Source organism: Streptomyces sp. NPDC050674, from assembly GCF_040654575.1.
Taxonomy (GTDB): Bacteria; Actinomycetota; Actinomycetes; order Streptomycetales; family Streptomycetaceae; genus Streptomyces.
In genome coordinates this window covers 51,382-72,643 of the sequence record NZ_JBFAIG010000019.1, presented here as the reverse complement: position 1 = coordinate 72,643, position 21,262 = coordinate 51,382, and the positions used below count along the sequence as shown (strand labels likewise).

Below are 21,262 nucleotides of genomic sequence, written 5' to 3'. Positions count from 1 at the left end.
GCTCAGAGCCGCAGCGCCTGCTCCAGTGCCCTGAGGAAGCCGTCGGTCGTCCTGCGGTCGCGTACCGCCAGGCGGAGCCACTCCTCGTCCAGGCCGGGGAACGTGTCCCCGCGCCGCACGGCGTAGCCGAGGTCGCGCAGGTGCCGGCGGACGGTGGCCGCCCGGGGCAGGCGGAGCAGGACGAACGGGCCCTCGGCGGGACCGGCCACCCGCAGCCCGGCCGGGGCGAAGCGGGCGAGGCCGGCGAGCAGATGGGCCCGGTCCGCGGCGACGCGGTGGGCCGCGTGGGCCGCCTCCGCCACCGCCCGGGGCCCCACACACGCCTCGGCCGCGGCCAGCGCCGGGGTCGACACCGGCCACAGCGGCTGCGCGCGCTCCAGCTCCTCGACGGTCTCCGGCGCCGCCAGCACATAGCCGATCCGCAGCCCGGCCAGACCCCACGTCTTGGTCAGACTGCGCAGCACCACCAGGCCCGGCACGTCGACACGGCCCGCCACGGCCTCGCGCTCACCCGGCACGGCGTCCATGAACGCCTCGTCCACCACCAGCGTCCGCCCGGGCCGGGCCAGGGAGGCGATCGCGCCCGCCGGGTGCAGCACCGACGTGGGGTTCGTCGGGTTGCCGACGACCACCAGATCCGCGTCCTCGGGGACGGCCGCCGGGTCCAGCCGGAAACCGTCCTCCTCCCGCAGCAGCACCCGCCCGACCGTGTGCCCCGCGTCCCGCAGTGCCGCCTCCGGCTCCGTGAACTGGGGGTGGACCACGACCGGCCGACGCACCTTCAGCGCCCGGGCCAGCAGCACGAACGCCTCCGCCGCGCCCGCCGTCAGCAGCACCCGCTCCACCGGCAGCCCGTGCCGCGCGGCCACCGCCGCCCGCGCGGCACGCCCGTCCGGGTAGGCCGCGAGCCCGCCGAGCGACGCGGCGATGTGCTCCCGCAGCCAGAGCGGTGGCGTGTCCGCGCGGACGTTCACGGCCAGGTCGACGAGCGAGCCGCCGTCGCCGCGGACCTCCGCGTCCCCGTGGTGGCGCAGATCGTGCCCGTCGTCAGTGCGCATGCGAGTGCGCGCCGTGGTGGTGCCCGTGACCGTGCCCGTGGTGGTGGTCGTCGTCGTCCGGGTGGAAGTGCGGCTGCTGCGGCATGCCCACCTTGTCCTCGAAACCGGGCAGCGCGATCCGGTAGACGCAGGAGTCGCAGTTCATCCGCAGGTCACCCTTGACGGCCTCCTCGTACCGCTCCCACACCAGGTCCAGCAGCTCCGGCTCCGGCCCGATGACGTCGGCGGAGAGCACCTCGACCTCCGGGTGGGCGGCCGCCCAGTCCTCCGTCTGGTGCCGCACCCGGTCCGGCAGGATGCCCGTGAACAGGAAGTAGGGCAGGACCACGATCCGGCGGGCGCCCAGCCGCGCACAGCGGTCCAGGCCGCTCGGCACGTCCGGCGCCGCCAGCGACACGAACGCCGTCTCGACCCCCGCGTACCCGCGCCCCTCCCACAGCAGCCGTGCGGCCTTGTGCACCTCGGCGTTGGCGTCCGGGTCCGTGGACCCGCGCCCCACCAGCAGCACCGTCACGTCGGCCCGGTCCCCGGGCGTGCGGCCCGCCGCCCCCAGCGCCTCGTCCAGGCGCCGCTCCAGCACGTTCAGCAGCGCCGGGTGCGGCCCGAGCGGACGGCCGTAGGTGTACGAGATGCCCGGGTGCCGCTCCTTCTCGCGGGCCAGGGCCGCCGGGATGTCGCCCTTGGCGTGCCCGGCGGACACCAGCATCAGCGGGACGGCGGCGAACCGGCGCACGCCCTGCTCGACCAGCTCGGTGACGGCCTCGCCCAGCGGCGGCGGGGACAGTTCGATGAAACCGCCGGCGACGGGCAGCTCGGGGTGCCGGGCTCCCAGCCGCCGTACGAAGTCGCGGAACGCCTCGGCTCCGGCGTCGTCCCGGGTGCCGTGGCCGGCGATGAGCAGAGCGGGCGGGGTGGTCACAGTTTCTCCTCGGCGGAAGTGGGGTGGTACAGCAGGGCGTTGAGCGCGGCGGCGGCGACCGCCGACCCGCCCTTCTCGGACACGTTGCTCACGGCGGGCAGCCCGCTCTCGCGCAGCGCGGCCTTCGATTCGACGGCTCCGACGAAGCCGACCGGCAGGCCGATGACGAGCGCGGGGTCGGCGTCGAGCGTCAGCAGCTCCTCCAGCGCGGTCGGCGCGTTGCCGATCACCCAGAGGGCGCCGGGGCCGACCTGCTCGTGGGCGAGCCGGATCGCGTGCGCGGACCGGGTCAGTCCCGGCCCGGGCTCGGCGTCCTTCAGACGGCAGACGGTCTCCCGCCGGGTGATGCCGGCGCCGACCATCTCCACGTCCACGACCACGGGCGCCCCCGCGTGCAGCGCCGCGTGCGCCTTCTCCAGGGCGGCCTCGTCCATGACGAGGTCGGTGGCGTAGTCGAGGTCGGCGGCGGAGTGGATGACCCGCTCCACCACCGCCCGGGTCAGCGGCGGGAAGTGCGAGGTGTCCAGCCGGGCACGCAGCCGCCGGTAGGACTCCACCTCGATCGGATGCACGACACGGTTCACTCGGCGCCCTCCTGTGCCGACTGCCAGCGGTAGCCGCGCGGGGTCACCATGCGCCCGGCGATGTCCCGGGTCGCGGTGTTGCCCACGGTCACGACCGTCATCATGTCGACCGTCGCCGGGTCGAGGGCGCCCAGCGTGGTGAGCCGGCTGGACTCGTCCGGGCGCGAGGCGTTGCGCACCACACCGACCGGCGTGAGCGGCGTCCGGTGCTCGGCGAGGATGCCCAGCGCCTTGGGGAGCTGCCAGTCGCGGCCCCGTGAACGCGGGTTGTAGAAGGTGACCACGAGGTCGGCCTCGGCCGCCGCGCGCACCCGCCGCTCGATGACCTCCCACGGCGTGTGCAGGTCCGACAGGCTGATCGACACGTGGTCGTGGCCCAGCGGCGCGCCCAGGATGGCACCGGCCGCGAGCGCCGCCGTCACACCGGGCACCCCGACCACGTCGATGTCGTCGGAGGCCTCGGCCAGCGCGGGGGAGGCCATGGCGTAGACGCCCGCGTCCCCGCTGCCGATCAGCGCGACGGCCTGCCCCTTGCGGGCCTCCTCGACCGCCGTGCGCGCCCGTTCCTCCTCGGCGCCGAGCCCCGACTCCAGGATCAGGGTGCCCGGCCGCAGCAGGTCGCGGATCTGGTCGACGTACTGGTCGAGGCCCACGAGCACGCGGGCGCGCCGCAGCTCGGCCTTCGCGCGGGGCGTCAGCAGGTCCCGGGCGCCCGGCCCGAGCCCGACCACCGCGAGCCGCCCGCGCCCCGGCCGCCGTACGACGGCACAGGTCGCCATCGCCGGGCTCGCGGCCGACTTCCGCTTGGGGACGAGGAGTTCACCCCCGCCGACGAGCGCGGCGGCCTCCGCCACGGACGGGGTCCCGACGGCGGCGAGCGGCGCGTCGGAGGGGTTGGGCACCTCCACCCCGGCCAGCTCCCCGGCGGAGTACGTCACCAGCGGCACCCCGAGCCGCCGCGCGGCCTCGACGATGCCGGGCTCCCCGGCCTTGGCGTCGACCGTGGCCAGCCCGGCGACGGACGCCACCGACAGCCCGGCCTCCCGCAGCGCGTCCTCGACCAGTCCGAGAACCTCCTCGACCGGCGCGCCCTTCGACGCCCCGACCCCGACGACCAGCGTCGGCGGACGCAGCACCACCTCGCGCCCGGCCGGCTCCACGAGCCGGTCGGTGAGCCGGATCGTGTACGACCCCTCGTCCGCCACCGGCAGCGGCGGCAGCGGCCAGGCCACCTCGGCCCGCAGCGCCACCGCCTCACCGTCCAGCAGCGCCCGGGACACCGCGGCGACGTCGCCCTCCACGGGCAGGCCGAGGGTGTCCAGGCCCGGCAGGTCCACGGCGTCGGTGGCCGTCGTCACGACCGGCTCGGCACCCAGCACCTCGCCCACCTCGCGGGCCAGTTCGTTGGCGCCGCCCGCGTGCCCGCCCAGCAGGGACACGGCGAACCGCCCGCCCTCGTCGACGCACACCACGCCCGGGTCCTCGGTCTTGCCGGACAGCAGCGGTGCCACCAGCCGCACCACCGCCCCCGTCGCCAGGAAGCACACGAGCTGCTCGCACTGCGCGAACGCGGTCCGTACGGCGTCCCCGACGGGACCCTCGTACACACGCGTGCGGTCCGGCCACGCCGCGGCCAGCCGGTCCCGCGCAGCCGCTCCCGCCGCGGTGGCGGAAATGAGGCCGATCACTGAGCGACTCCTTCTTCGACAGCTGCCGGGGGCCGGACGCCCCACAGCAGGAAAACGGGGTTGGTCGCCGCCAGCCGGGACACGTCCCCGGGCAGCGGCGCGAGCCGCGACGACTGCAACAGCACGCCGTCGCAGCGGAAACCGGCACCGGTCAGGGCCTCGCGCGCGGCCGGCACCCGGTCCAGCGCGGCCATCGCGACGACGACCGTACGCCGGGCACGCCGCGCACACGCGGCGACGATGGCGGGCAGTTCGCTCCCGCCGCCCCCCACGAACACGGCGTCGGGCGTCTCGGCGAGCTCCGCCAGCGCGTCCGGTGCCGCGCCCCGCACCACCCGGACGTCCACACCGTGCGCGGCGGCGTTGGCGTGCACCCGCTCCACGCCGTCCGCGGTCTTCTCCACGGCCGTCACGGCCGCACCGAGCCGGGCGCACTCCACGGCCACGGAGCCCGAGCCCGCGCCCACGTCCCACACCAGGTCGCCCGGGCGCGGCCCCAGCCGGGCCAGGGCCAGTGCCCGCACCTCGAACTTGGTGATCATCGAGTCCCGGTGGGCGAACTCCGCCTCCTCCAGGGCCCAGCTGGCGGGCCGCTGCCCCAGGCCGGCGACGGTCCGCACGGGTCCGGGGGCCCGCGTCTGGTCCAGGCACAGCACCACGTTCACCGCGGTGCCCCAGTCCCGGCCGGCGGCCTCGGCGGGCGTCACCCGCTCCACGCGCTCCGCCCGCGACCCGAGACCGGACGCGACGACCAGCACCCGCGGCGCATCCCGCAGCGCGGCGCCCAGCTCCGCCGGGCCCGCGCCCGGTCCCGTCAGCACGGCCGTCTTCGGCTGCGCCCGGCACACGTTGACGGCCGTCCGCAGCTCCCGCCCATGGGCGCTGACCACCACGGCGTCGTCCCAGGGCAGCCCGATCCGCGCGAACGCGGCGGCCACGGAGGACACCCCGGGCCGCACGTCCAGCCGCTCCGGCCCGAACCGCTCGGCCAGCACCCGCACGATCCCGAAGAACCCGGGGTCGCCGGAGGCCAGCACCACCACGGGACGGTCCTTCGCGACGTACTCGCCGATCGTGTCGAGGGCCGGCGCGAGAGGCCCGAGCACGACCCGCTCGGCCGCCCCGGGCAGCGGTACGGCATCGAGGTGCCGCCGCCCGCCCACCACCAGCTCGGCACCGTCGAGGACATCGCCGGACGGCGCCGCCCCCGTCCCTGTGCCGACCACCGTGATCACGTACTCGCCCCCCGCTCGCGCAGCGCCCGGCGGGCCTGCGGGTCGGCCTTGCGGTAGCCGTGGAAGTGCCCCGGGTGGTACAGGTGCGAGCGCGTGCCGTGCGCGTCGAGCGCCGGGCCGACCAGGAACAGGGTGTGCTTCCAGAGCTTGTGCTCCTTGACCGTCTCCTCCAATGTGCCGATCGTGCACTTCACGATCAGCTCCTCCGGCCAGGTCGCCTGGTACGCCACCACGACCGGGGTCGTCGTCGGGTAGCCGCCCTCCAGCAGCTCCCGCACCAGCTGGCCGCTGCGGGCGGCGGAGAGGAACACCGCCATGGTGGTGCCGTGTTTGGCGAACTCGCGGACCTCCTCGCCGGGCGGCATGGGCGTCTTGCCGCCGCCGAGCCGGGTCAGCACGACCGACTGGGCGACCTCCGGGATGGTCAACTCGCGCTGGGCGAGCGCCGCGACGGCCGAGAAGGAGGACACCCCGGGCACGATCTCGGTCGTGATGCCGATCTCGGCACAGCGGTCGACCTGCTCCTGCGTGCCGCCCCACAGGGCCGGGTCGCCGGAGTGGATGCGGGCGACCTTCAGCCCCTCGGCGCGGGCCCGCTTGTACACCGCGACGACGTCCTCCAGGGACATGGTCGCCGAATCCAGGATCTCCGCGTCCTCGCGGGCGTGTTCGAGGACCTCCTCCTGGACCAGGCTGGCCGCCCAGATCACGACGTCGGCCTCGGCGATGGCGCGCGCGGCGCGGAACGTCAGCAGGTCGGCGGCACCGGGGCCGGCGCCGACGAAGGTCACTTTGCCGGTGGGGGCGTCGGCCATGGGTCGGGTCCTCTCGTGGTTCACGGGTGTCACAACTTGCCGCCGCGTCCGCCGTCGCGCGGCGCCGGCGCGATGAGCGTCGACAGGTACGGCAGGGGAGCGCCGTCCAGCTCGGCCGCCGGGTGGATGGACTCCTCCGGCAGCCCGAGCGCCGAGCCCCACACGGCGTCGCCGAGCCGCCCGGTCTCCCGCAGCGCCTCGGCCACCTCGGGCGCCTGCCGCCCGAACTTGTAGGCGACCACGGTCCCGGGCCCGGCCAGGGCGTCCTTCAGCACGGCGGCCCCGGCCGTGACGGGCACGAGCGTCAGCGGCTCGGTGCCCTCGGTCAGTACGGCGCCCGACCGGGCGGCGAGGTCCTGCATGGCGGTGATCCCGGGCACGGTCGCCACGGCCACGCCCGGCACCAGCTCGACGATGGTCTGCGCGAGGTACGTGAACGTCGAGTACACGTTGGGGTCCCCGATGGTCGCGAAGGCCACGACGGCATGACGGCGCAGCAACTCGGCGACCCGGTCCCCGGCCGCGTCCCACGCCGCCTCGCGCCGCCCCCGGTCGCTGCGCTCGTTCAGCGCGAACACGACCCGGACGACCTTCTCCTCGGGCACGTAGTGCAGCACCGTCGCCTCGGCGCGGCCGCGCTCCCCGCTGTCCATCACGGGGACCACCACCACATCGGCCTCCCGCAGGGCGTTCACGCCCTTGACGGTGACCAGCTCCGGGTCCCCGGGCCCCACCCCGACTCCGATCAGCCTGCTGCTCATGACGTCCGGCACCTCTCGACGAACCGACGGGCGACACCGGGCTCGGACGCCCAGTGCGTGTGCAGATAGCTCGCGTGCACACCGCGCTGTACGAAACCTTCGACCCGCGGCCGGGGGGCGCGGACCCCCCAGGCGGGCGCCGTCCCCGAGCCGGGCTCCACGACGGTCCGGTGGAACTCGTGCCCCCGCATCCGGGTCCCGGCCGCCGCGAGGACACTGTCGCCCACGGCCACGGCGTCCCGGTAGCCCAGAGTGAGCCGCTCGGTCATCCGCGCCCCGGCGTCCAGCACCCCGCACATCGGCAGCCCGTCCAGCTCCCGGCACAGGTACAGCAGCCCGGCGCACTCGGCGGCGACGGGAGCGCCCCTTTCCGCGAGCGCGGCGACGGCCCCCCGCAGGGGTTCGTTGGCGGACAGCTCCGAGGCGTACACCTCGGGGAACCCGCCCCCGATCACCAACCCGGCGGTCCCCTCGGGCAGTTCCTCGTCCCGCAGCGGATCGAAGGCCACGACCTCGGCACCGGCGGCGGTGAGCAGCTCGGTGTGTTCGGCGTAGGAGAAGGTGAAGGCTGGCCCGCCGGCGACGGCGACGACGGGCGCTTGCTTCTCACCCGCCGGGCCTGCGGGGGCCTCTCGTCTCTCATCCGACCGCGTCGGGTGGTGGGCGGGCGAGGCGGGGGTCCAGGGGGCGGAGCCCCCTGGTACGGCTCCGGCAGCACGCGCCAGAGCTTCCAGGGCCCCCAGGTCACACCCGTCCAGCACCTGTGCCGCCATCGCCGCAACCGCCTCCACCGCGGCGGCGTGCCGCTCGGCGACCGGCACCAGCCCCAGATGCCGCGACGGCGTGTCCACCTGCGGGGCCCGCCGCAACACCCCCAGCACCGGAACCCCCGCCTGCTCCAACGCCTCCCGCAGCAACTCCTCGTGCCGGTCCGAGGCGACCTTGTTCAGGATCACGCCCCCGACCCGCACCTCCGGGTCCCAGGAGGCGAACCCGTGCACCAGCGCGGCCACCGACCGGGACTGCGACGACGCGTCCACGACCAGCACCACCGGCGCCCCGAGCAGCTTCGCGACATGGGCCGTGGACGCGAGCTCACCCTCGCCCGCGGCCCCGTCGTACAGCCCCATCACGCCCTCGACGACGGCGATGTCACACCCCTGTGCCCCGTGCAGGAACAGCGGCCCGACCAGCTCGGGCCCGCACAGGTACGCGTCGAGGTTCCGTCCCACCCGCCCGGTCGCGAGCGCGTGGTACCCGGGGTCGATGTAGTCCGGCCCGACCTTGTGCGGGGACACGGTGAGCCCCCGCGCGGCGAACGCGGCCATCAGCCCCGTGGCGACGGTGGTCTTGCCGCTGCCCGAGGAGGGCGCGGCGATGACCAGCCGAGGGACGGAAACACTCACCACTCGATGCCCCTCTGGCCCTTCTGGCCCACGTCCATCGGATGCTTGACCTTGGACATGTCGGTCACGAGGTCGGCGAAGTCCACGAGCTTCTCCGGCGCGTTCCGCCCGGTGATGACGACGTGCTGCGTCCCGGGCCGGTCGCGCAGCACCGAGATCACCTCGTCGGTGTCCACCCAGCCCCAGTGCATCGGGTACGCGAACTCGTCGAGCACGTACAGCTTGTACGTCTCGGCCGCCAGGTCCCGTTTGACCTGCTCCCAGCCCTCCCGGGCCTTCTCCTCGTTGTCCATCTGCTGATCGCGCTGCACCCACGACCAGCCCTCGCCCATCTTGTGCCAGTCGACGGAGCCGCCCTCGCCGGAGGCGCCCAGCACCCGCAGCGCGTTCTCCTCGCCGACCTTCCACTTCGCCGACTTGACGAACTGGAACACCCCGATCGGCCACCCCTGGTTCCAGGCCCGCAGCGCGAGCCCGAAGGCGGCGGTGGACTTGCCCTTGCCGACGCCCGTGTGCACGACCACCAGCGGCCGGTTCCGGCGCTGTCGGGTCGTCAGTCCGTCGTCCGGCACCACACTCGGCTGTCCCTGCGGCATTACGCGGCCCTCCTCTGCACGTCCTTCACGAGCCCGGCGATGCTGTCCGCCCGCAGCTCGTCCAATGTCACGGCCGTACCGCCCAGATCACCGGCGAGCTGCCCGGCGAGCCCCAGCCGCACCGGCCCCGACTCACAGTCCACGACCACCGACGCGACCCCGTCGGCCGCGAACAGCCGTGCCGCCCGCCCGGCCAGGGCGACCGGCTCCGGACCACCGGTGGCCCGCCCGTCCGTCACGACCACGACCAGCGGCCGCCGCGCGGGATCGCGCAGCCGCTCCACGCGCAACACGTCGTGCGCGCGCAGCAGCCCGGCGGCCAGCGGGGTGCGCCCGCCGGTCGGCAGGGTCTCCAGCCGGGCCGCCGCCGCGTCCACCGACGAGGTCGGCGGCAGCGCCACGTCCGCGCCCGTGCCGCGGAAGGTCACCAGGCCCACCTTGTCGCGCCGCTGGTAGGCGTCCAACAGCAGCGACAGCACGGCGCCCTTCACGGCGCTCATCCGCTGCCGGGCCGCCATCGAACCGGAGGCGTCCACGACGAACAGCACGAGATTGCCCTCGCGCCCCTCGCGGGTGGCCTGCCGCAGATCGTCCCGGCGCACGACCAGGCCCGGCCCGGACCGTCCGCGCGCCCGCTGGTGTGGCGCCGCGGCCTGCACGGTCGCCGCCAGGTGCAGCTTGGTGAGCGCGCCCCGGGGCCGTCGGGCCCCGGTCGTGCGCCCCTGCTCGGTCCGCGCCCGCGAACGCCGCCCGGCGGCACCCTCGCCGACCCCGGGCACGCTCAGCACCTTCGTCCGGAACGGCTCGGAGGCCCGTACGGCCGACTGCTCGCCGGCCCCCGACGGCTGCGGCTGCCCGTCCTCCCCGGCCTCGGGCCGGGCCGCCGTCTCGCCGTCGCCCTGGGGCGCGTCGTCGGGTTCCGGCCGTCCGCCGCCCCCGCCGGGCCCGTCAGGACCGGGGTCCGGGTCCGGGTCGTCGTCGTCCGAGCCGCCGAACTCCTCCAGCGTCTCGTCCAGCTTGTCCTCGTCGAGCCCCGGCGCGTCGAAGGGGTTGCGCCGCCGCCGGTGCGGCAGCGCGAGCAGCGCCGCCTGCCGGACGTCCTCGGCGAGCACCTCCGTGCGCCCGGCCCAGGCCGCCAGCGCCGTGGCGGTCCGCGCCATCACGATGTCCGCGCGCATGCCGTCCACCTCGAAGGCCGCGCAGGTCGCCGCGATCTGCCGCAGCGCCCCGTCGCCCAGCCGCACGGACGGCAGCAGCTCCCGCGCGGCGACGATCCGCGCCCGTACGGCGGCCTCCTCCTCGGCCCACCGCGCGGCGAAGCCGGCCGGGTCGTCGTCGTAGGCCAGCCGTCGCCGCACGACCTCCACCCGCTGGTCCGGCTCCCGCGAGGCCGCGACCTCGACGGTCAGCCCGAACCGGTCGAGCAACTGCGGCCGCAGTTCGCCCTCCTCGGGGTTCATGGTGCCGACGAGCAGGAAGCGGGCGGCGTGCCGCACGGAGACGCCCTCGCGCTCCACGTACGAGGCGCCCATCGCGGCCGCGTCCAGCAGCAGGTCGACCAGGTGGTCGTGGAGGAGGTTGACCTCGTCCACGTAGAGGATGCCGCGGTGTGCGTCGGCCAGCAGGCCCGGCTCGAAGGCCTTCACGCCCTCCGACAGGGCCCGCTCGATGTCCAGCGCGCCGACGAGGCGGTCCTCGGAGGCGCCGACGGGCAGTTCGACCATGCGGGCGGGCCGCTCGGCGCCGGTGCCGGGCTCGTGCGGCCCGTCCGGGCACGCCGGGTCGGGGGAGGCGGGGTCGCAGGAGAAGCGGCAGCCGGGGACGACCGCCACCTCCGGCAGCAGCGCCGACAGGGCGCGCACCGCCGTCGACTTGGCCGTGCCCTTCTCACCGCGCACCAGCACACCGCCGACCGCCGGTGACACCGCGTTCAGCAGCAGCGCGAGGCGCAGGTCGTCCTGGCCCACGACGGCCGTGAACGGAAAGGGGGTGCTCACTTCTCGTCGCCCTCCAGGTCGCCTTCGAGTTCCAGGTAGGTGGCCCGCAGCCGTTCCAGCGTCTCGGCGTCCGGCTCGGCCCACAGTCCGCGCTCGGCTGCCTCCAGCAGTCGCTCGGTGATGCCGCGCAGCGCCCAGGGGTTGGACTTCTTCATGAAGTCCCGGTTCTCCGGGTCGAAGACGTACTCGGCGCTGAGCTTCTCGTACATCCAGTCGTCGACGACCCCGGCCGTGGCGTCGTACCCGAACAGGTAGTCCACGGTCGCCGCCATCTCGAAGGCGCCCTTGTAGCCGTGCCGCCGCATGGCCGCCATCCAGCGCGGGTTGACCACGCGGGCCCGGAAGACGCGGTGCGTCTCCTCGCCGAGCGTGCGGGTCTTCACCTGGTCCGGGGTGGCCGAGTCACCGACGTACGCCTCGGGGCTGGCGCCCGTCAGGTGCCGCACCATGGCGACCATGCCGCCGTGGTACTGGAAGTAGTCGTCGGCGTCGACGAGGTCGTGCTCACGGGTGTCGACGTTCTTCGCGGCGACGGCGATCCGCTTGAACGCCGTCTCCATGTCCCCGCGCGCGGCCCGCCCGTCGAGCCCCCGGCCGTAGGCGTAGCCGCCCCACACCGCGTACACCTCGGCGAGGTCCGCGTCCGAGCGCCAGTTGCGGGCGTCGATCAGCGGCAGCAGACCGGCTCCGTACGCCCCCGGCTTCGAGCCGAAGATACGGGCGGTGGCGCGGCGCCGGTCGCCGTGCTCGGCGGTGTCCTCGTCGGCGTGCGCCCGGACGTAGTTGGACTCCGCCGGCTCGTCCAGGTCGGCGACCGTGCGCACCGCGTCGTCGATCAGGCCCACCACGTGCGGGAAGGCGTCCCGGAAGAAGCCCGAGATACGGACGGTGACGTCGATGCGCGGCCGGCCGAGCTCCGCGAGGGGAATCACCTCGAACCCGGTCACGCGCCGCGAGGCGTCGTCCCACACCGGCCGGCAGCCCAGCAGCGCCAGGATCTCGGCGATGTCGTCGCCCTGGGTGCGCATGGCGGAGGTGCCCCACACCGTCAGGCCGACGGACGTGGGGTAGGCGCCGGTGTCCTGGAGATACCGCTGCACCAGCGAGTCCGCCAGCGACTGCCCGACCTCCCAGCTCAGCCGGGACGGAATGGCCTTGGGGTCGACGGAGTAGAAGTTGCGGCCCGTCGGCAGCACGTTGACCAGTCCGCGGGTCGGCGAACCGGAGGGACCGGCCGGGACGTAACCGCCGTCCAGGGCCCGCAGGATGTGCCCGATCTCGTCGGTGGTCCTCTCCAGCCGCGGCACGACCTCGGCGCAGGCGAACTCCAGCACGGCGACGGCGTCGGGCAGTTCGGTGCCGAGGACCTCCCGGATCAGCGGCGCGCTCTCGGCGACCGCCCAGCCGCGCTCCTCCATGCCCTCCGCGAGCCGCCGGCACAGCTGCTCCAGCAGGTCGATCGCGTCGGCGGCGCTGCGGCAGGGGCCGTCCACCAGGTCGGTCAGTTCGACGGGCACCTTCACCGGGGCGCCCGGCTCGGCCAGCAGCTCCTTCTCCACCAGCCCGAAGTGCTGGGCCAGGGACGCCCGCAGGCCCGGCAGCGCGTTCGCCTGCCCGCCCCACACCTGCGAGGCGCGCAGCACGGCCAGGACGAGGTTGACGCGCGGCTCGCCGACCGGTCCGCCACCCAGGATGTGCAGTCCGTCGCGGATCTGCACGTCCTTGATCTCGCACAGATAACCGTCGATGTGCATGACGAACTCGTCGAACGCCTCGTCGTCCGGCTGCTCGTCGACGTGCAGGTCGTGGTGGAGCTCGGCGGCCTTGACCAGCGTCCAGATCTGGGCACGCACGGTCGGGGCCTTCGCCGGGTCCAGGTCCGAGACGAGCGCGTACTCGTCGAGGAGCTGCTCCAGCTTGGCCAGGTCGCCGTAGGTGTCGGCGCGGGCCATCGGCGGCACCAGGTGGTCGACGACCGTGGCGTGGCCGCGCCGCTTGGCCTGGGTGCCCTCGCCCGGGTCGTTGACGATGAACGGGTAGACCAGGGGCAGGTCCCCGAGGACGGCGTCCGGCGCGCAGCCGCCGCTCAGCCCCAGCCCCTTGCCCGGCAGCCACTCCATCGTGCCGTGCTTGCCCATGTGCACGATCGCGTCGGCGCCGAAACTGTTCTCCAGCCACCGGTAGGCCGCCATGTAGTGGTGGGACGGCGGCATGTCCGGGTCGTGGTAGATCGCGATCGGGTTCTCGCCGAAACCGCGCGGCGGCTGGATCATCACGACGACGTTCCCGAACTGGAGCGAGGCCAGCACGATGTCGTCGCCGTCGACGTAGAGGCTGCCGGGCGGCTCGCCCCACGCCTCGGTCATGGCGTCCCTCAGCTCCGGGTCGAGTGTCTCGAACCAGGCCCGGTAGTCGGCCAGCGGCACCCGCGCGGGGGCGGCGGCCAGCTGCTCCTCCGTCAGCCACTCCACGTCGTGCCCGCCGGCGTTGATGAGCCGGTGGATCAGCTCGTCGCCGTTGTCGGGGTGCCCCTCGACGACGTACCCGGCGTCCCGCAGCGCGTCCAGCACCCGCACCGCCGAGGCCGGGGTGTCGAGCCCGACCGCGTTGCCGACCCGGGAGTGCTTGGTCGGGTACGCGGTGAAGACCAGCGCGAGCTTCTTCTCGGCGTTCTCCTTGTGCCGCAACTGCGCGTGCCGCACGGCGATCCCGGCGACCCGCGCGGCCCGCTCCGGGTCGGCGACGTACACGGGCACGTCGTCGGGGCCCTGTTCCTTGAAGGAGAACGGCACGGTGATCAGCCGCCCGTCGAACTCCGGGATCGCCACCTGCATCGCGGCGTCCATGGGGGAGAGGGCGGCGTCCGAGTCCGCCCAGGCCTGCCGCGAGGACGTGAGGCAGAGGCCCTGAAGCACCGGGATGTTCAGCTCGGCGAGGGCGCCGATGTCCCAGGCCTCCTCGTCGCCGCCCGCCGAGGCCTGCGAGGCGTGGGTGCCGCCGGCGGCGAGCACGGTGGCGACCAGGGCGTCCGCCCGGCCGAGGATCTCGTACAGGCCCGCGTCCGCCCCGCGCAGCGAACCGCAGTACATCGGCAGCGCGTTGGCGCCCCGCGCCTCGATCGCGTCGCACAGGGTGTCGACGAAGGCGGTGTTGCCGCTCAGGTGGTGGGCCCGGTAGAAGAGCACGCCGACGGTCGGCCGGCCCTCGGTGTGCGCACGCTCGCCGTGGACGCCGTACTCCGGCATCTTGCGCGGCTCGACGAACCCCTCGCCGGTCAGCAGCACCGTGTCGGACAGGAACCGGGCCAGTTCGGTGAGGTTGTCCGGCCCGCCCTCCACGAGGTACTTCAGCGCCTCGGCCACGACACCGGCCGGGACGGACGACTCGGCCATCAGCTCCGCGTCCGGCACGGCCTCGCCGCCCAGCAGGACGGTGGGGACGCCGGAGGCCTTCAGCGCGGCGAGCCCGTCCTCCCAGGCCCGCTTGCCGCCGAGCAGCCGGACGACGGCGACGGACGCCCCGTCCAGCAGGGCCGGGAGCTCCTCCCGCACGTCCACGCGGGTGGGGTTGCCGATCCGGTAGTCGGCCCCGGTGGCGGCCCGGGCCGCCAACAGGTCCGTGTCGGCGGTCGACAACAACAACACAGTGCTCATGCGGGCGCTCCCGGTGGAATGAAGGGCAGTCCTTGCGGCGCGCCGGACTCGATGAGCCGCCACAGCGCGTCCGTGTCCGCGTGCTGTTCGATCAGGTCGCCGAGCCGGTCGAGCTGTTCCTCGCGCAGCGCGGCGAACGAGGTGTCCGGCGCGGGCACGAAGCGGCGGCCCGCGGCGGCCGCCACCTCGCGCAGAAAGGCCCGCCGGAAGCCGTCCGACTCCAGTGAGCCGTGCCAGTGCGTGCCCCAGGTCTGGCCGACCCGGCAGCCGTCGAGGAAGGGCGTTCCTCCCGTGACGTCGGCGACGCCGTGGTGGATCTCGTAGCCCTCGACGGGTTCGCCGAGGGCCTCGCCGGACGGCCGGGTGAGGGTCTTCTCGCGGGCGAACCGCACCCGCACGGGCAGGACGCCGAGGCCGTCGACGTGGCCCCGGCGGCTCTCGACGTCGTCCTCGATGTGTGCGCCGAGGATCTGGAAGCCGCCGCAGATGCCGAGCACGGGCCGCTGCTCGGCGGCCCTGCGGACCAGGGCGTCGGCGAGGCCGCGCTCGCGCAGCCACTCCAGCGCCCGGACCGTTCCCCGGGTGCCGGGCACGATGACGAGGTCGGCGTCGGCCAGCTCCTCCGGCCGGTCCACGAACCGCACCACCACACCCGGTTCGGCGGCCAGCGCGTCCACGTCGGTGAAGTTGGACATCAGCGGCACGGCGCACACCGCGACCCGCAGCACGTCCTCGCCGACGGGCGGGGCGACGACGGACTCCCGGACGGCTCCGCGCATCGACACCCGCAGCCCGTCCTCCTCGTCGATCCCGAGCCCGTGCCGGTAGGGCAGCACGCCGTACGTGCGCCGCCCCGTGAGGCCCTGGAGCATCTCAAGACCCGGCTCCAGCAGGGAGACGTCCCCGCGGAACTTGTTGACGAGGAATCCGGCGACACAGGCCTGGTCCTCGGGCGACAGCAGCGCCACCGTCCCGAAGAACGAGGCGAACACCCCGCCCCGGTCGATGTCGCCGACGACGAGCACGGGCAGCCCGGCGTTCCGGGCGATCCCCATGTTCACGATGTCCGTCCGCCGCAGGTTGATCTCGGCGGGAGAGCCGGCCCCCTCACAGATCACCGCGTCATACGTGCCCCGCAACTGCTCCAGACAGTCCAGCACCGTCCCGAGCAGCCTCTGCTGCCGGCCGCCGTGGTACCCGCGCGCACTCATCTCCCCGACCGGCTTGCCCAGCAGCACGACCTGACTGCTCTGCTCGCCACCGGGCTTGAGCAGCACGGGGTTCATCAGCGCGGTGGGCTCGACACGGCAGGCCTGCGCCTGCATGGCCTGCGCCCGCCCGATCTCGGCCCCCTCCTTCGTCACGAAGGAGTTCAGGGACATGTTCTGCGCCTTGAAGGGCGCGACCTTGACGCCCTGTCGCACCAGCCACCGGCAGATACCGGCGGTCACGACGCTTTTGCCCGCGTCGGAGGTGGTACCGGCGACGAGAAGTCCACCGCTCATGTCATGTCCCCCTCTTCGGCGACCGCGCACGCGTCAGCAACCGCGCGCCCGCGCACACTCCGAGCGCGAGCCAGGTGACGCGCTTCGACAGCCGCACGGCCCGTTCGACGTCGCGCGTGCCGACGGCACGCCCTTCGGTGTTCAGCACGGGCCGGTGCTCCACCCGCCCGCCGTACGACAGCGTCCCGCCCAGCCGCACTCCGAGCGCCCCCGCGAAGGAGGCCTCCACGGGACCGGCGTTGGGGCTCGGATGCTTCGCCGCGTCGGCCCGCCAGGCCCGCACGGCCCCCCGCGGATCCGGCCCGGACACGGTCGCGAGGACCGCGGTCAGCCGTGCTCCCGGCCACCCCGCGAGGTCGTCGAGCCGCGCGGACGCCCATCCGTAGCGCCGGTACCGGGCCGACTTGTGCCCGACCATGGCGTCCAGGGTGTTGACGGCCCGGAACCCGAGCAGCCCCGGCACCCCGCCGACGGCGCCCCACACCAGGGCCCCCACCACGGCGTCGGAGGTGTTCTCGGCGACGGACTCGACCACGGCCCGGGCGATCCCGTCGGCGTCGAGGGACTGCGGGTCCCGTCCGCACAGATGCGGCAGCCGGGCCCGGGCCGCCTCGACGTCCCCGGCCTCCAGGGCACGCCCGATGGTCCGCGCCTCCCGGGCGAGCGACGTCCCCCCGACGACGGCCCAGGTGGCGGCGCCGGTCAGCGCGACGGAGGCGACGGTGGACGTCCGCACCGCACGCGCGGCGACGGACCCGAGGGCGACGGCCCCTCCGGCACACACGGCGGTGTGCAGCGCGCCCCACCCGCGGTGGTCCCGCCACAACACCCGTTCCACGGCGCCCGCGGCCCGTCCGAACGCGGCGACCGGATGCCCCCGGCGAGGATCGCCGAGCAGCAGGTCACCGATCAGACCGGCGGCGGCGCCGTACGCGAAGACGCGACCGGCACCCATGGGCTCAGCCGGCCAGGAAAGCGGGCAGGGGTGGGGTGGTGAACCTCGATCGGCAGCCGCGCATGGCGATATGTGTCCTCACTCAGGGTGTCCACGCCCTGGTTCGACGAGACCGGCGGTGAGAGTTCCTGGCTCCCGGGGATCACTACCCCGGTGACAGTGGCGGGACCGCGCCGGACTCGCACCGGCTTCCTCTCCTGCCGCCGTAATGGCCCCGGCAGTCCACCACGGCCGGGAAGCGCCGTCAACTTGCCGCTGACCTGCGAGGGGAGAGTGTGCAGAACCCCACACCAGCCCCTGCCCGCACACGACGACCGGGCGGCGCGGGACCGAGGTCCCGCACCGCCCGGCGGCACGGTGTGCGATCGGGCCCTCAGGCCACGATCAGATAGATCCCGTAACCCACGGCCGCCGCGCACGCCGCGAAGCAGGCGTACGCTCCGGTGACCGCGAGCCCGGCGGACCCGCCCTGCGCCACCGCGCGCTCGCGGCGCGACAGACCGGTGATGCCGAGGGTGAACAGGCCGACGAGTGCCACGGTGACCACGAGGCTGACACCGAAGACGGAGCCGAGGGCCGCCCAGTCGATCTTCATATCGGAGACTCTTCCTTGTAACCGGTGGACGGGGTCAGAGCGTGGTGGTCGTGGTCGGCGTCCGTTCGGCGGTGGCCTGCGCCGGGAACGCGGGGACCGGCTCCTCGGACGCGGTGCCACCCGTCGGCGGCGGCGTCACCGCGGCGATCGCCGTGGTCACCACACCGGCCGGCTCGGCCTCCACGGTGTCCTCGGTGTCGTTGACGTTGGTATGGTCGACGACCTCACGCCGCGAGAGCTTCCAGATCGCCGCGCTGGAGGCGATGAGGAAGACGGCCACCACGGCGGTGCCCCAGCTGCCGAAGCCGGTGACGTACTCGGCGAGCGCGCCCACCAGAGCGGCCGCCGGCAGCGTCAGGCCCCACGCGACGAACATCCGCGTGGCGGTGGACCAGCGGACCACGCCGCCCTTGCGGCCGAGCCCCGCGCCCATCACCGAGCCGGACACGGAGTGCGTGGTGGAGAGGGAGAAGCCCAGGTGCGAGGAGGCCAGGATGACCGTGGCCGCGGAGGTCTGGGCGGCGAAGCCCTGCTGCGGCTGGAGGTCGGTCAGTCCCTTGCCCATGGTGCGGATGATGCGCCAGCCGCCCAGGTACGTGCCGAGCGCGATGGCGAGACCCGCCGAGAGGATGACCCACATGGGCGGGTCCGAGTCGGGGGCGACGGCGCCGCCGGCGACCAGGGCGAGGGTGATGACACCCATCGTCTTCTGTGCGTCGTTGGTGCCGTGGGCCAGGGAGACCAGGCCCGCGGAGGCGATCTGACCGGCCCGGTAGCCCTTCTTGGACGCCTGGCTGTCGGCCTTGCTGCCGAGGGAGTAGGTCAGCCGGGTGGCGATCATGGCCGCGATGCCCGCGACCAGCGGGGCGGCGATCGCCGGGATCAGCACCTTGGTGACCAGCACGTCACCGTGCACCGCGCCGACGCCCGCCGAGGCGATCGTGGCGCCGATCAGACCGCCCATGAGGGCGTGCGAGGAGCTGGACGGCAGTCCGACCAGCCAGGTCAGCAGGTTCCAGAGGATCGCGCCGACCAGGGCGGCGAAGATGACCTCGGGACGGATGCCGGCCTCGTCGACGAGGCCTTTGGAGATCGTGTTGGCGACTTCGACGGACAGGAAGGCGCCGACCAGGTTGAGGACCGCGGACATGGCCACCGCAACCTTGGGCTTCATGGCGCCCGTGGAAATGGTCGTGGCCATCGCGTTCGCGGTGTCGTGGAAACCGTTCGTGAAATCGAACGCGAGTGCGGTTACCACCACAATCGCGAGGATCAGCGAGAAGCTTTCCATTTACCCAGGCAATCGTTCGAGGTCATTGGCGAGACGAACGTAGGCAACCTGAGTGAACGGAAGATGAACTGAGAGGGGCGCAGGGGTGACCGTGAAGGAGGGTTGCCGTTCCGCCCGTCGCGCTCTCCCGGCCGGGCGCCGCCGTCGCCGCCGCGGGGGCCCGCCGGCCGGGTCCGCGGAGCGGCCGGAAGTCGCCCCGCCGGGCACCGCGCCGCGCCTCCGGCTGGCAGGATCGCGGCATGGCTGAGCAGCGGAGCGACGGACAGGCCGGGGGCGAGCGGGACGGCGGAGCGGGGGCGGGGGAGCCGCGGCGCAGGAGCGCGCGCCCCGAGGAGGCGCGGGCCTGGGAGGACCTCGTCGCGACGGCCCGCCGGACGGTCGCGGACGGCCTCGTCGTCGGCACGTCCGGCAACGTCTCGGTGCGCGTCGGCGACACGGTCCTGGTCACGCCCTCGGGCGTGCCCTACGACCGGCTGGCGCCGGGCGACGTGACCGGCGTCGACCTCGACGGCCGGCAGGTCCTCGGCACGCTCGTCCCGACCAGCGAACTGCCCATGCATCTCACGGTCTACCGCACCACCACCGCTACGGCCGTCGTCCACACCCACGCCGTGCACGCGACGGCCGTCTCGACCCTCGTCGACGAGCTCCCGCTGATCCACTACATGGCCGCCGCGCTCGGCGGCCCCGTCCGGGTCGCCCCGTACGCCACGTACGGCACCGACGAGCTGGCCGAGCACATGCTCCGCGCCCTCGCCGGCCGCTCCGGCTGCCTGCTGCGCAACCACGGCACCGTCACCCACGGCACCACCCTCGCCCAGGCCTACGACCGCACCGCCCAGCTGGAGTGGATGTGCCGCCTGTGGCTGACCGCCTCCTCGGTGCCGGGCCTGACCCCCAGCCTGCTGTCCCGGGGCCAGCTCGCCGAGGTGGAGGAACGCCTGCGCGGCTACGGCCAGCGCGGCTGAGCCCTCCGCACGCCCCCCGACGGCGTCACCCCGCCGCCGTCCCCCCACTGGTCGGCCGCGACCCGGGCCGGGACACTGGAGCCGTGCGCACTGTCAAAGCGACGGCCGCTGCCGTCACCGCCCTGCTCGGAGCCGGTGCCGCCGCGGTGGCCGCCGGCCGGCTCGCCAGCGACGCCGCGCTCAAGGCGCCCCCGGGCAGGCCCCTGCCCACCGAACCCCGGCTCACCGTGCACGGCACCGCCGCCGGGCACATCACACTCACCCGGGACCTCGCCGCCCTGCGCCCCGGCCGCTACGGCCTCTCCGGCGACGGCTGCCACGCGGTCGTCGGAGAGGTCCTGGCCGACGCCCCGCACACCGCCGACACCGTCGTGCGCCGCCTGGAGAGCGTCACGCACGGCACCCTGAACCGCGGCGACAAGGTCTGGCTCACGCCGAACGTGCACGTCGGCAACCCCGGCGCCGCGCTCGGGCTCGAACACGCCGACGTCGACGTCCCGGGCGAACTCGGCGCCCTGCCCGCGTGGTTCGTACCGGGCAAGCGGGACACCTGGGTGATCGCCGTGCACGGCCTGGGCACCACCCGCGAACTGGCCATGAACGTCATGGGGTTCCTGCACCGCAGCCAGTTCCCCGTGCTCGCCCTCGCCTACCGCGGGGACCTGGGCGCGCCCCGCCCGCCCGACGGCCTGAACCACCTCGGCGAGACCGAGTGGCGCGACCTCGACGCGGCCATCCGCCACGCCGTGCGCCACGGCGCCCGCCAGGTCGTCCTGCACGGCTGGTCCACCGGCGCCACGATGGCCCTGCGCGCCGCCGCGCGGTCCGGGCTGCGCGAGCGGATCTCCGGGCTCGTCCTGGACTCCCCGGTGCTCGGCTGGGAGACCACCCTGCGCGCCCTCGCCTCGGCCCGCCACACCCCGGGCGCGCTGCTGCCCCTGGCCGTCCGCGCCGCCCAGGGCCGTACCGGCCTGTCCGCCGACCGCGTCGCGCGGGCCGTCCCCGGCGACGGCCTGCGCGTCCCGGCCCTCCTGCTCCACGGGCCGGACGACACCGTGGCTCCCTGGGCACTCTCCCGCCGGCTGGCCGGCGCCCGCCCCGACATGGTCACCCTCCACACGGTCCGCGCCGCCCCCCACGGAGCGATGTGGAACGCCGACCCCGAGGCCTACGAGGAGGCTCTCCGGCGTTTCCTGACGCCCCTGATGTGACCGACGTCCACAGCCGCCCGCGGAC

17 protein-coding genes and 1 riboswitch are annotated in these 21,262 nt (G+C 74.6%); of the genes, 2 read left to right on the top strand and 15 right to left on the bottom strand.

Going from position 1 to position 21,262, the window contains the following annotated elements; all coding sequences use genetic code 11:
- Positions 1 to 2 precede the first annotated feature (2 nt).
- The 15 genes from cobC to AB0I06_RS27735 all read right to left on the bottom strand — a co-directional run bounded on the left by cobC (position 3) and on the right by AB0I06_RS27735 (position 19,058).
- Positions 3 to 1,058, bottom strand: a complete 1,056-nt coding sequence (gene cobC / locus AB0I06_RS27805; protein ID WP_363121568.1) for an Rv2231c family pyridoxal phosphate-dependent protein CobC — start codon at positions 1,056 to 1,058, stop codon at positions 3 to 5.
- Positions 1,048 to 1,977, bottom strand: coding sequence for a sirohydrochlorin chelatase (locus tag AB0I06_RS27800; protein ID WP_363121567.1), 930 nt, complete (start codon positions 1,975 to 1,977; stop codon positions 1,048 to 1,050). The genes cobC and AB0I06_RS27800 overlap by 11 nt, the downstream gene beginning before the upstream one ends.
- Entirely contained in the window at positions 1,974 to 2,561 is a 588-nt protein-coding gene (locus AB0I06_RS27795) for a precorrin-8X methylmutase (RefSeq protein WP_363121566.1), read from the bottom strand. The genes AB0I06_RS27800 and AB0I06_RS27795 overlap by 4 nt, the downstream gene beginning before the upstream one ends.
- Entirely contained in the window at positions 2,558 to 4,249 is a 1,692-nt protein-coding gene (cobJ, locus tag AB0I06_RS27790; protein ID WP_363121565.1) for a precorrin-3B C(17)-methyltransferase, read from the bottom strand. The genes AB0I06_RS27795 and cobJ overlap by 4 nt, the downstream gene beginning before the upstream one ends.
- Positions 4,246 to 5,484, bottom strand: a complete 1,239-nt coding sequence (gene cbiE / locus AB0I06_RS27785) for a precorrin-6y C5,15-methyltransferase (decarboxylating) subunit CbiE (RefSeq protein ID WP_363121564.1) — start codon at positions 5,482 to 5,484, stop codon at positions 4,246 to 4,248. The genes cobJ and cbiE overlap by 4 nt, the downstream gene beginning before the upstream one ends.
- Entirely contained in the window at positions 5,481 to 6,299 is an 819-nt protein-coding gene (gene cobM / locus AB0I06_RS27780; RefSeq protein WP_363121563.1) for a precorrin-4 C(11)-methyltransferase, read from the bottom strand. The genes cbiE and cobM overlap by 4 nt, the downstream gene beginning before the upstream one ends.
- Positions 6,300 to 6,328: 29 nt before the next feature.
- Positions 6,329 to 7,060, bottom strand: coding sequence for a precorrin-2 C(20)-methyltransferase (cobI, locus tag AB0I06_RS27775; RefSeq protein ID WP_363121562.1), 732 nt, complete (start codon positions 7,058 to 7,060; stop codon positions 6,329 to 6,331).
- On the bottom strand, positions 7,057 to 8,466 hold the full coding sequence (locus AB0I06_RS27770) for a cobyrinate a,c-diamide synthase (RefSeq protein ID WP_363121561.1): 1,410 nt from the start codon (positions 8,464 to 8,466) through the stop codon (positions 7,057 to 7,059). The genes cobI and AB0I06_RS27770 overlap by 4 nt, the downstream gene beginning before the upstream one ends.
- Positions 8,463 to 9,062 (bottom strand): cob(I)yrinic acid a,c-diamide adenosyltransferase, encoded by a 600-nt coding sequence (cobO, locus tag AB0I06_RS27765; protein ID WP_363121560.1) that lies wholly within the window; start codon positions 9,060 to 9,062, stop codon positions 8,463 to 8,465. Before cobO ends, AB0I06_RS27770 begins: the two co-directional genes overlap by 4 nt.
- Positions 9,062 to 11,059 carry a putative cobaltochelatase gene (locus AB0I06_RS27760; protein ID WP_363121559.1) on the bottom strand — a complete coding sequence of 666 codons (1,998 nt, stop codon included), beginning with the start codon at positions 11,057 to 11,059 and terminating at the stop codon, positions 9,062 to 9,064. The genes cobO and AB0I06_RS27760 overlap by 1 nt, the downstream gene beginning before the upstream one ends.
- Positions 11,056 to 14,712 (bottom strand): cobaltochelatase subunit CobN, encoded by a 3,657-nt coding sequence (gene cobN / locus AB0I06_RS27755; protein WP_363121558.1) that lies wholly within the window; start codon positions 14,710 to 14,712, stop codon positions 11,056 to 11,058. The genes AB0I06_RS27760 and cobN overlap by 4 nt, the downstream gene beginning before the upstream one ends.
- Positions 14,709 to 16,217, bottom strand: a complete 1,509-nt coding sequence (locus AB0I06_RS27750; protein ID WP_363121557.1) for a cobyric acid synthase — start codon at positions 16,215 to 16,217, stop codon at positions 14,709 to 14,711. Before AB0I06_RS27750 ends, cobN begins: the two co-directional genes overlap by 4 nt.
- A 1-nt stretch (position 16,218) precedes the next feature.
- Positions 16,219 to 17,172, bottom strand: coding sequence for a cobalamin biosynthesis protein (locus AB0I06_RS27745; protein ID WP_363121556.1), 954 nt, complete (start codon positions 17,170 to 17,172; stop codon positions 16,219 to 16,221).
- A gap of 122 nt (positions 17,173 to 17,294) precedes the next feature.
- A riboswitch (cobalamin riboswitch) is annotated at positions 17,295 to 17,368 on the bottom strand.
- A gap of 177 nt (positions 17,369 to 17,545) precedes the next feature.
- The gene (locus tag AB0I06_RS27740; protein ID WP_059422310.1) at positions 17,546 to 17,767 is read right to left on the bottom strand and encodes a hypothetical protein; all 222 of its coding nucleotides are present in this window, start codon (positions 17,765 to 17,767) and stop codon (positions 17,546 to 17,548) included.
- A gap of 34 nt (positions 17,768 to 17,801) precedes the next feature.
- Entirely contained in the window at positions 17,802 to 19,058 is a 1,257-nt protein-coding gene (locus AB0I06_RS27735; RefSeq protein WP_363121555.1) for an inorganic phosphate transporter, read from the bottom strand.
- A gap of 239 nt (positions 19,059 to 19,297) precedes the next feature.
- On the opposite strand from AB0I06_RS27735, the gene AB0I06_RS27730 reads away from it, so the two are divergent.
- Together AB0I06_RS27730 and AB0I06_RS27725 are read left to right on the top strand one after the other, a co-directional pair.
- Entirely contained in the window at positions 19,298 to 20,026 is a 729-nt protein-coding gene (locus AB0I06_RS27730) for a class II aldolase/adducin family protein (RefSeq protein ID WP_363121554.1), read from the top strand.
- Positions 20,027 to 20,109: 83 nt separating this feature from the next.
- Positions 20,110 to 21,237 (top strand): alpha/beta fold hydrolase, encoded by a 1,128-nt coding sequence (locus AB0I06_RS27725; protein WP_363121553.1) that lies wholly within the window; start codon positions 20,110 to 20,112, stop codon positions 21,235 to 21,237.
- Positions 21,238 to 21,262: the final 25 nt, after the last annotated feature.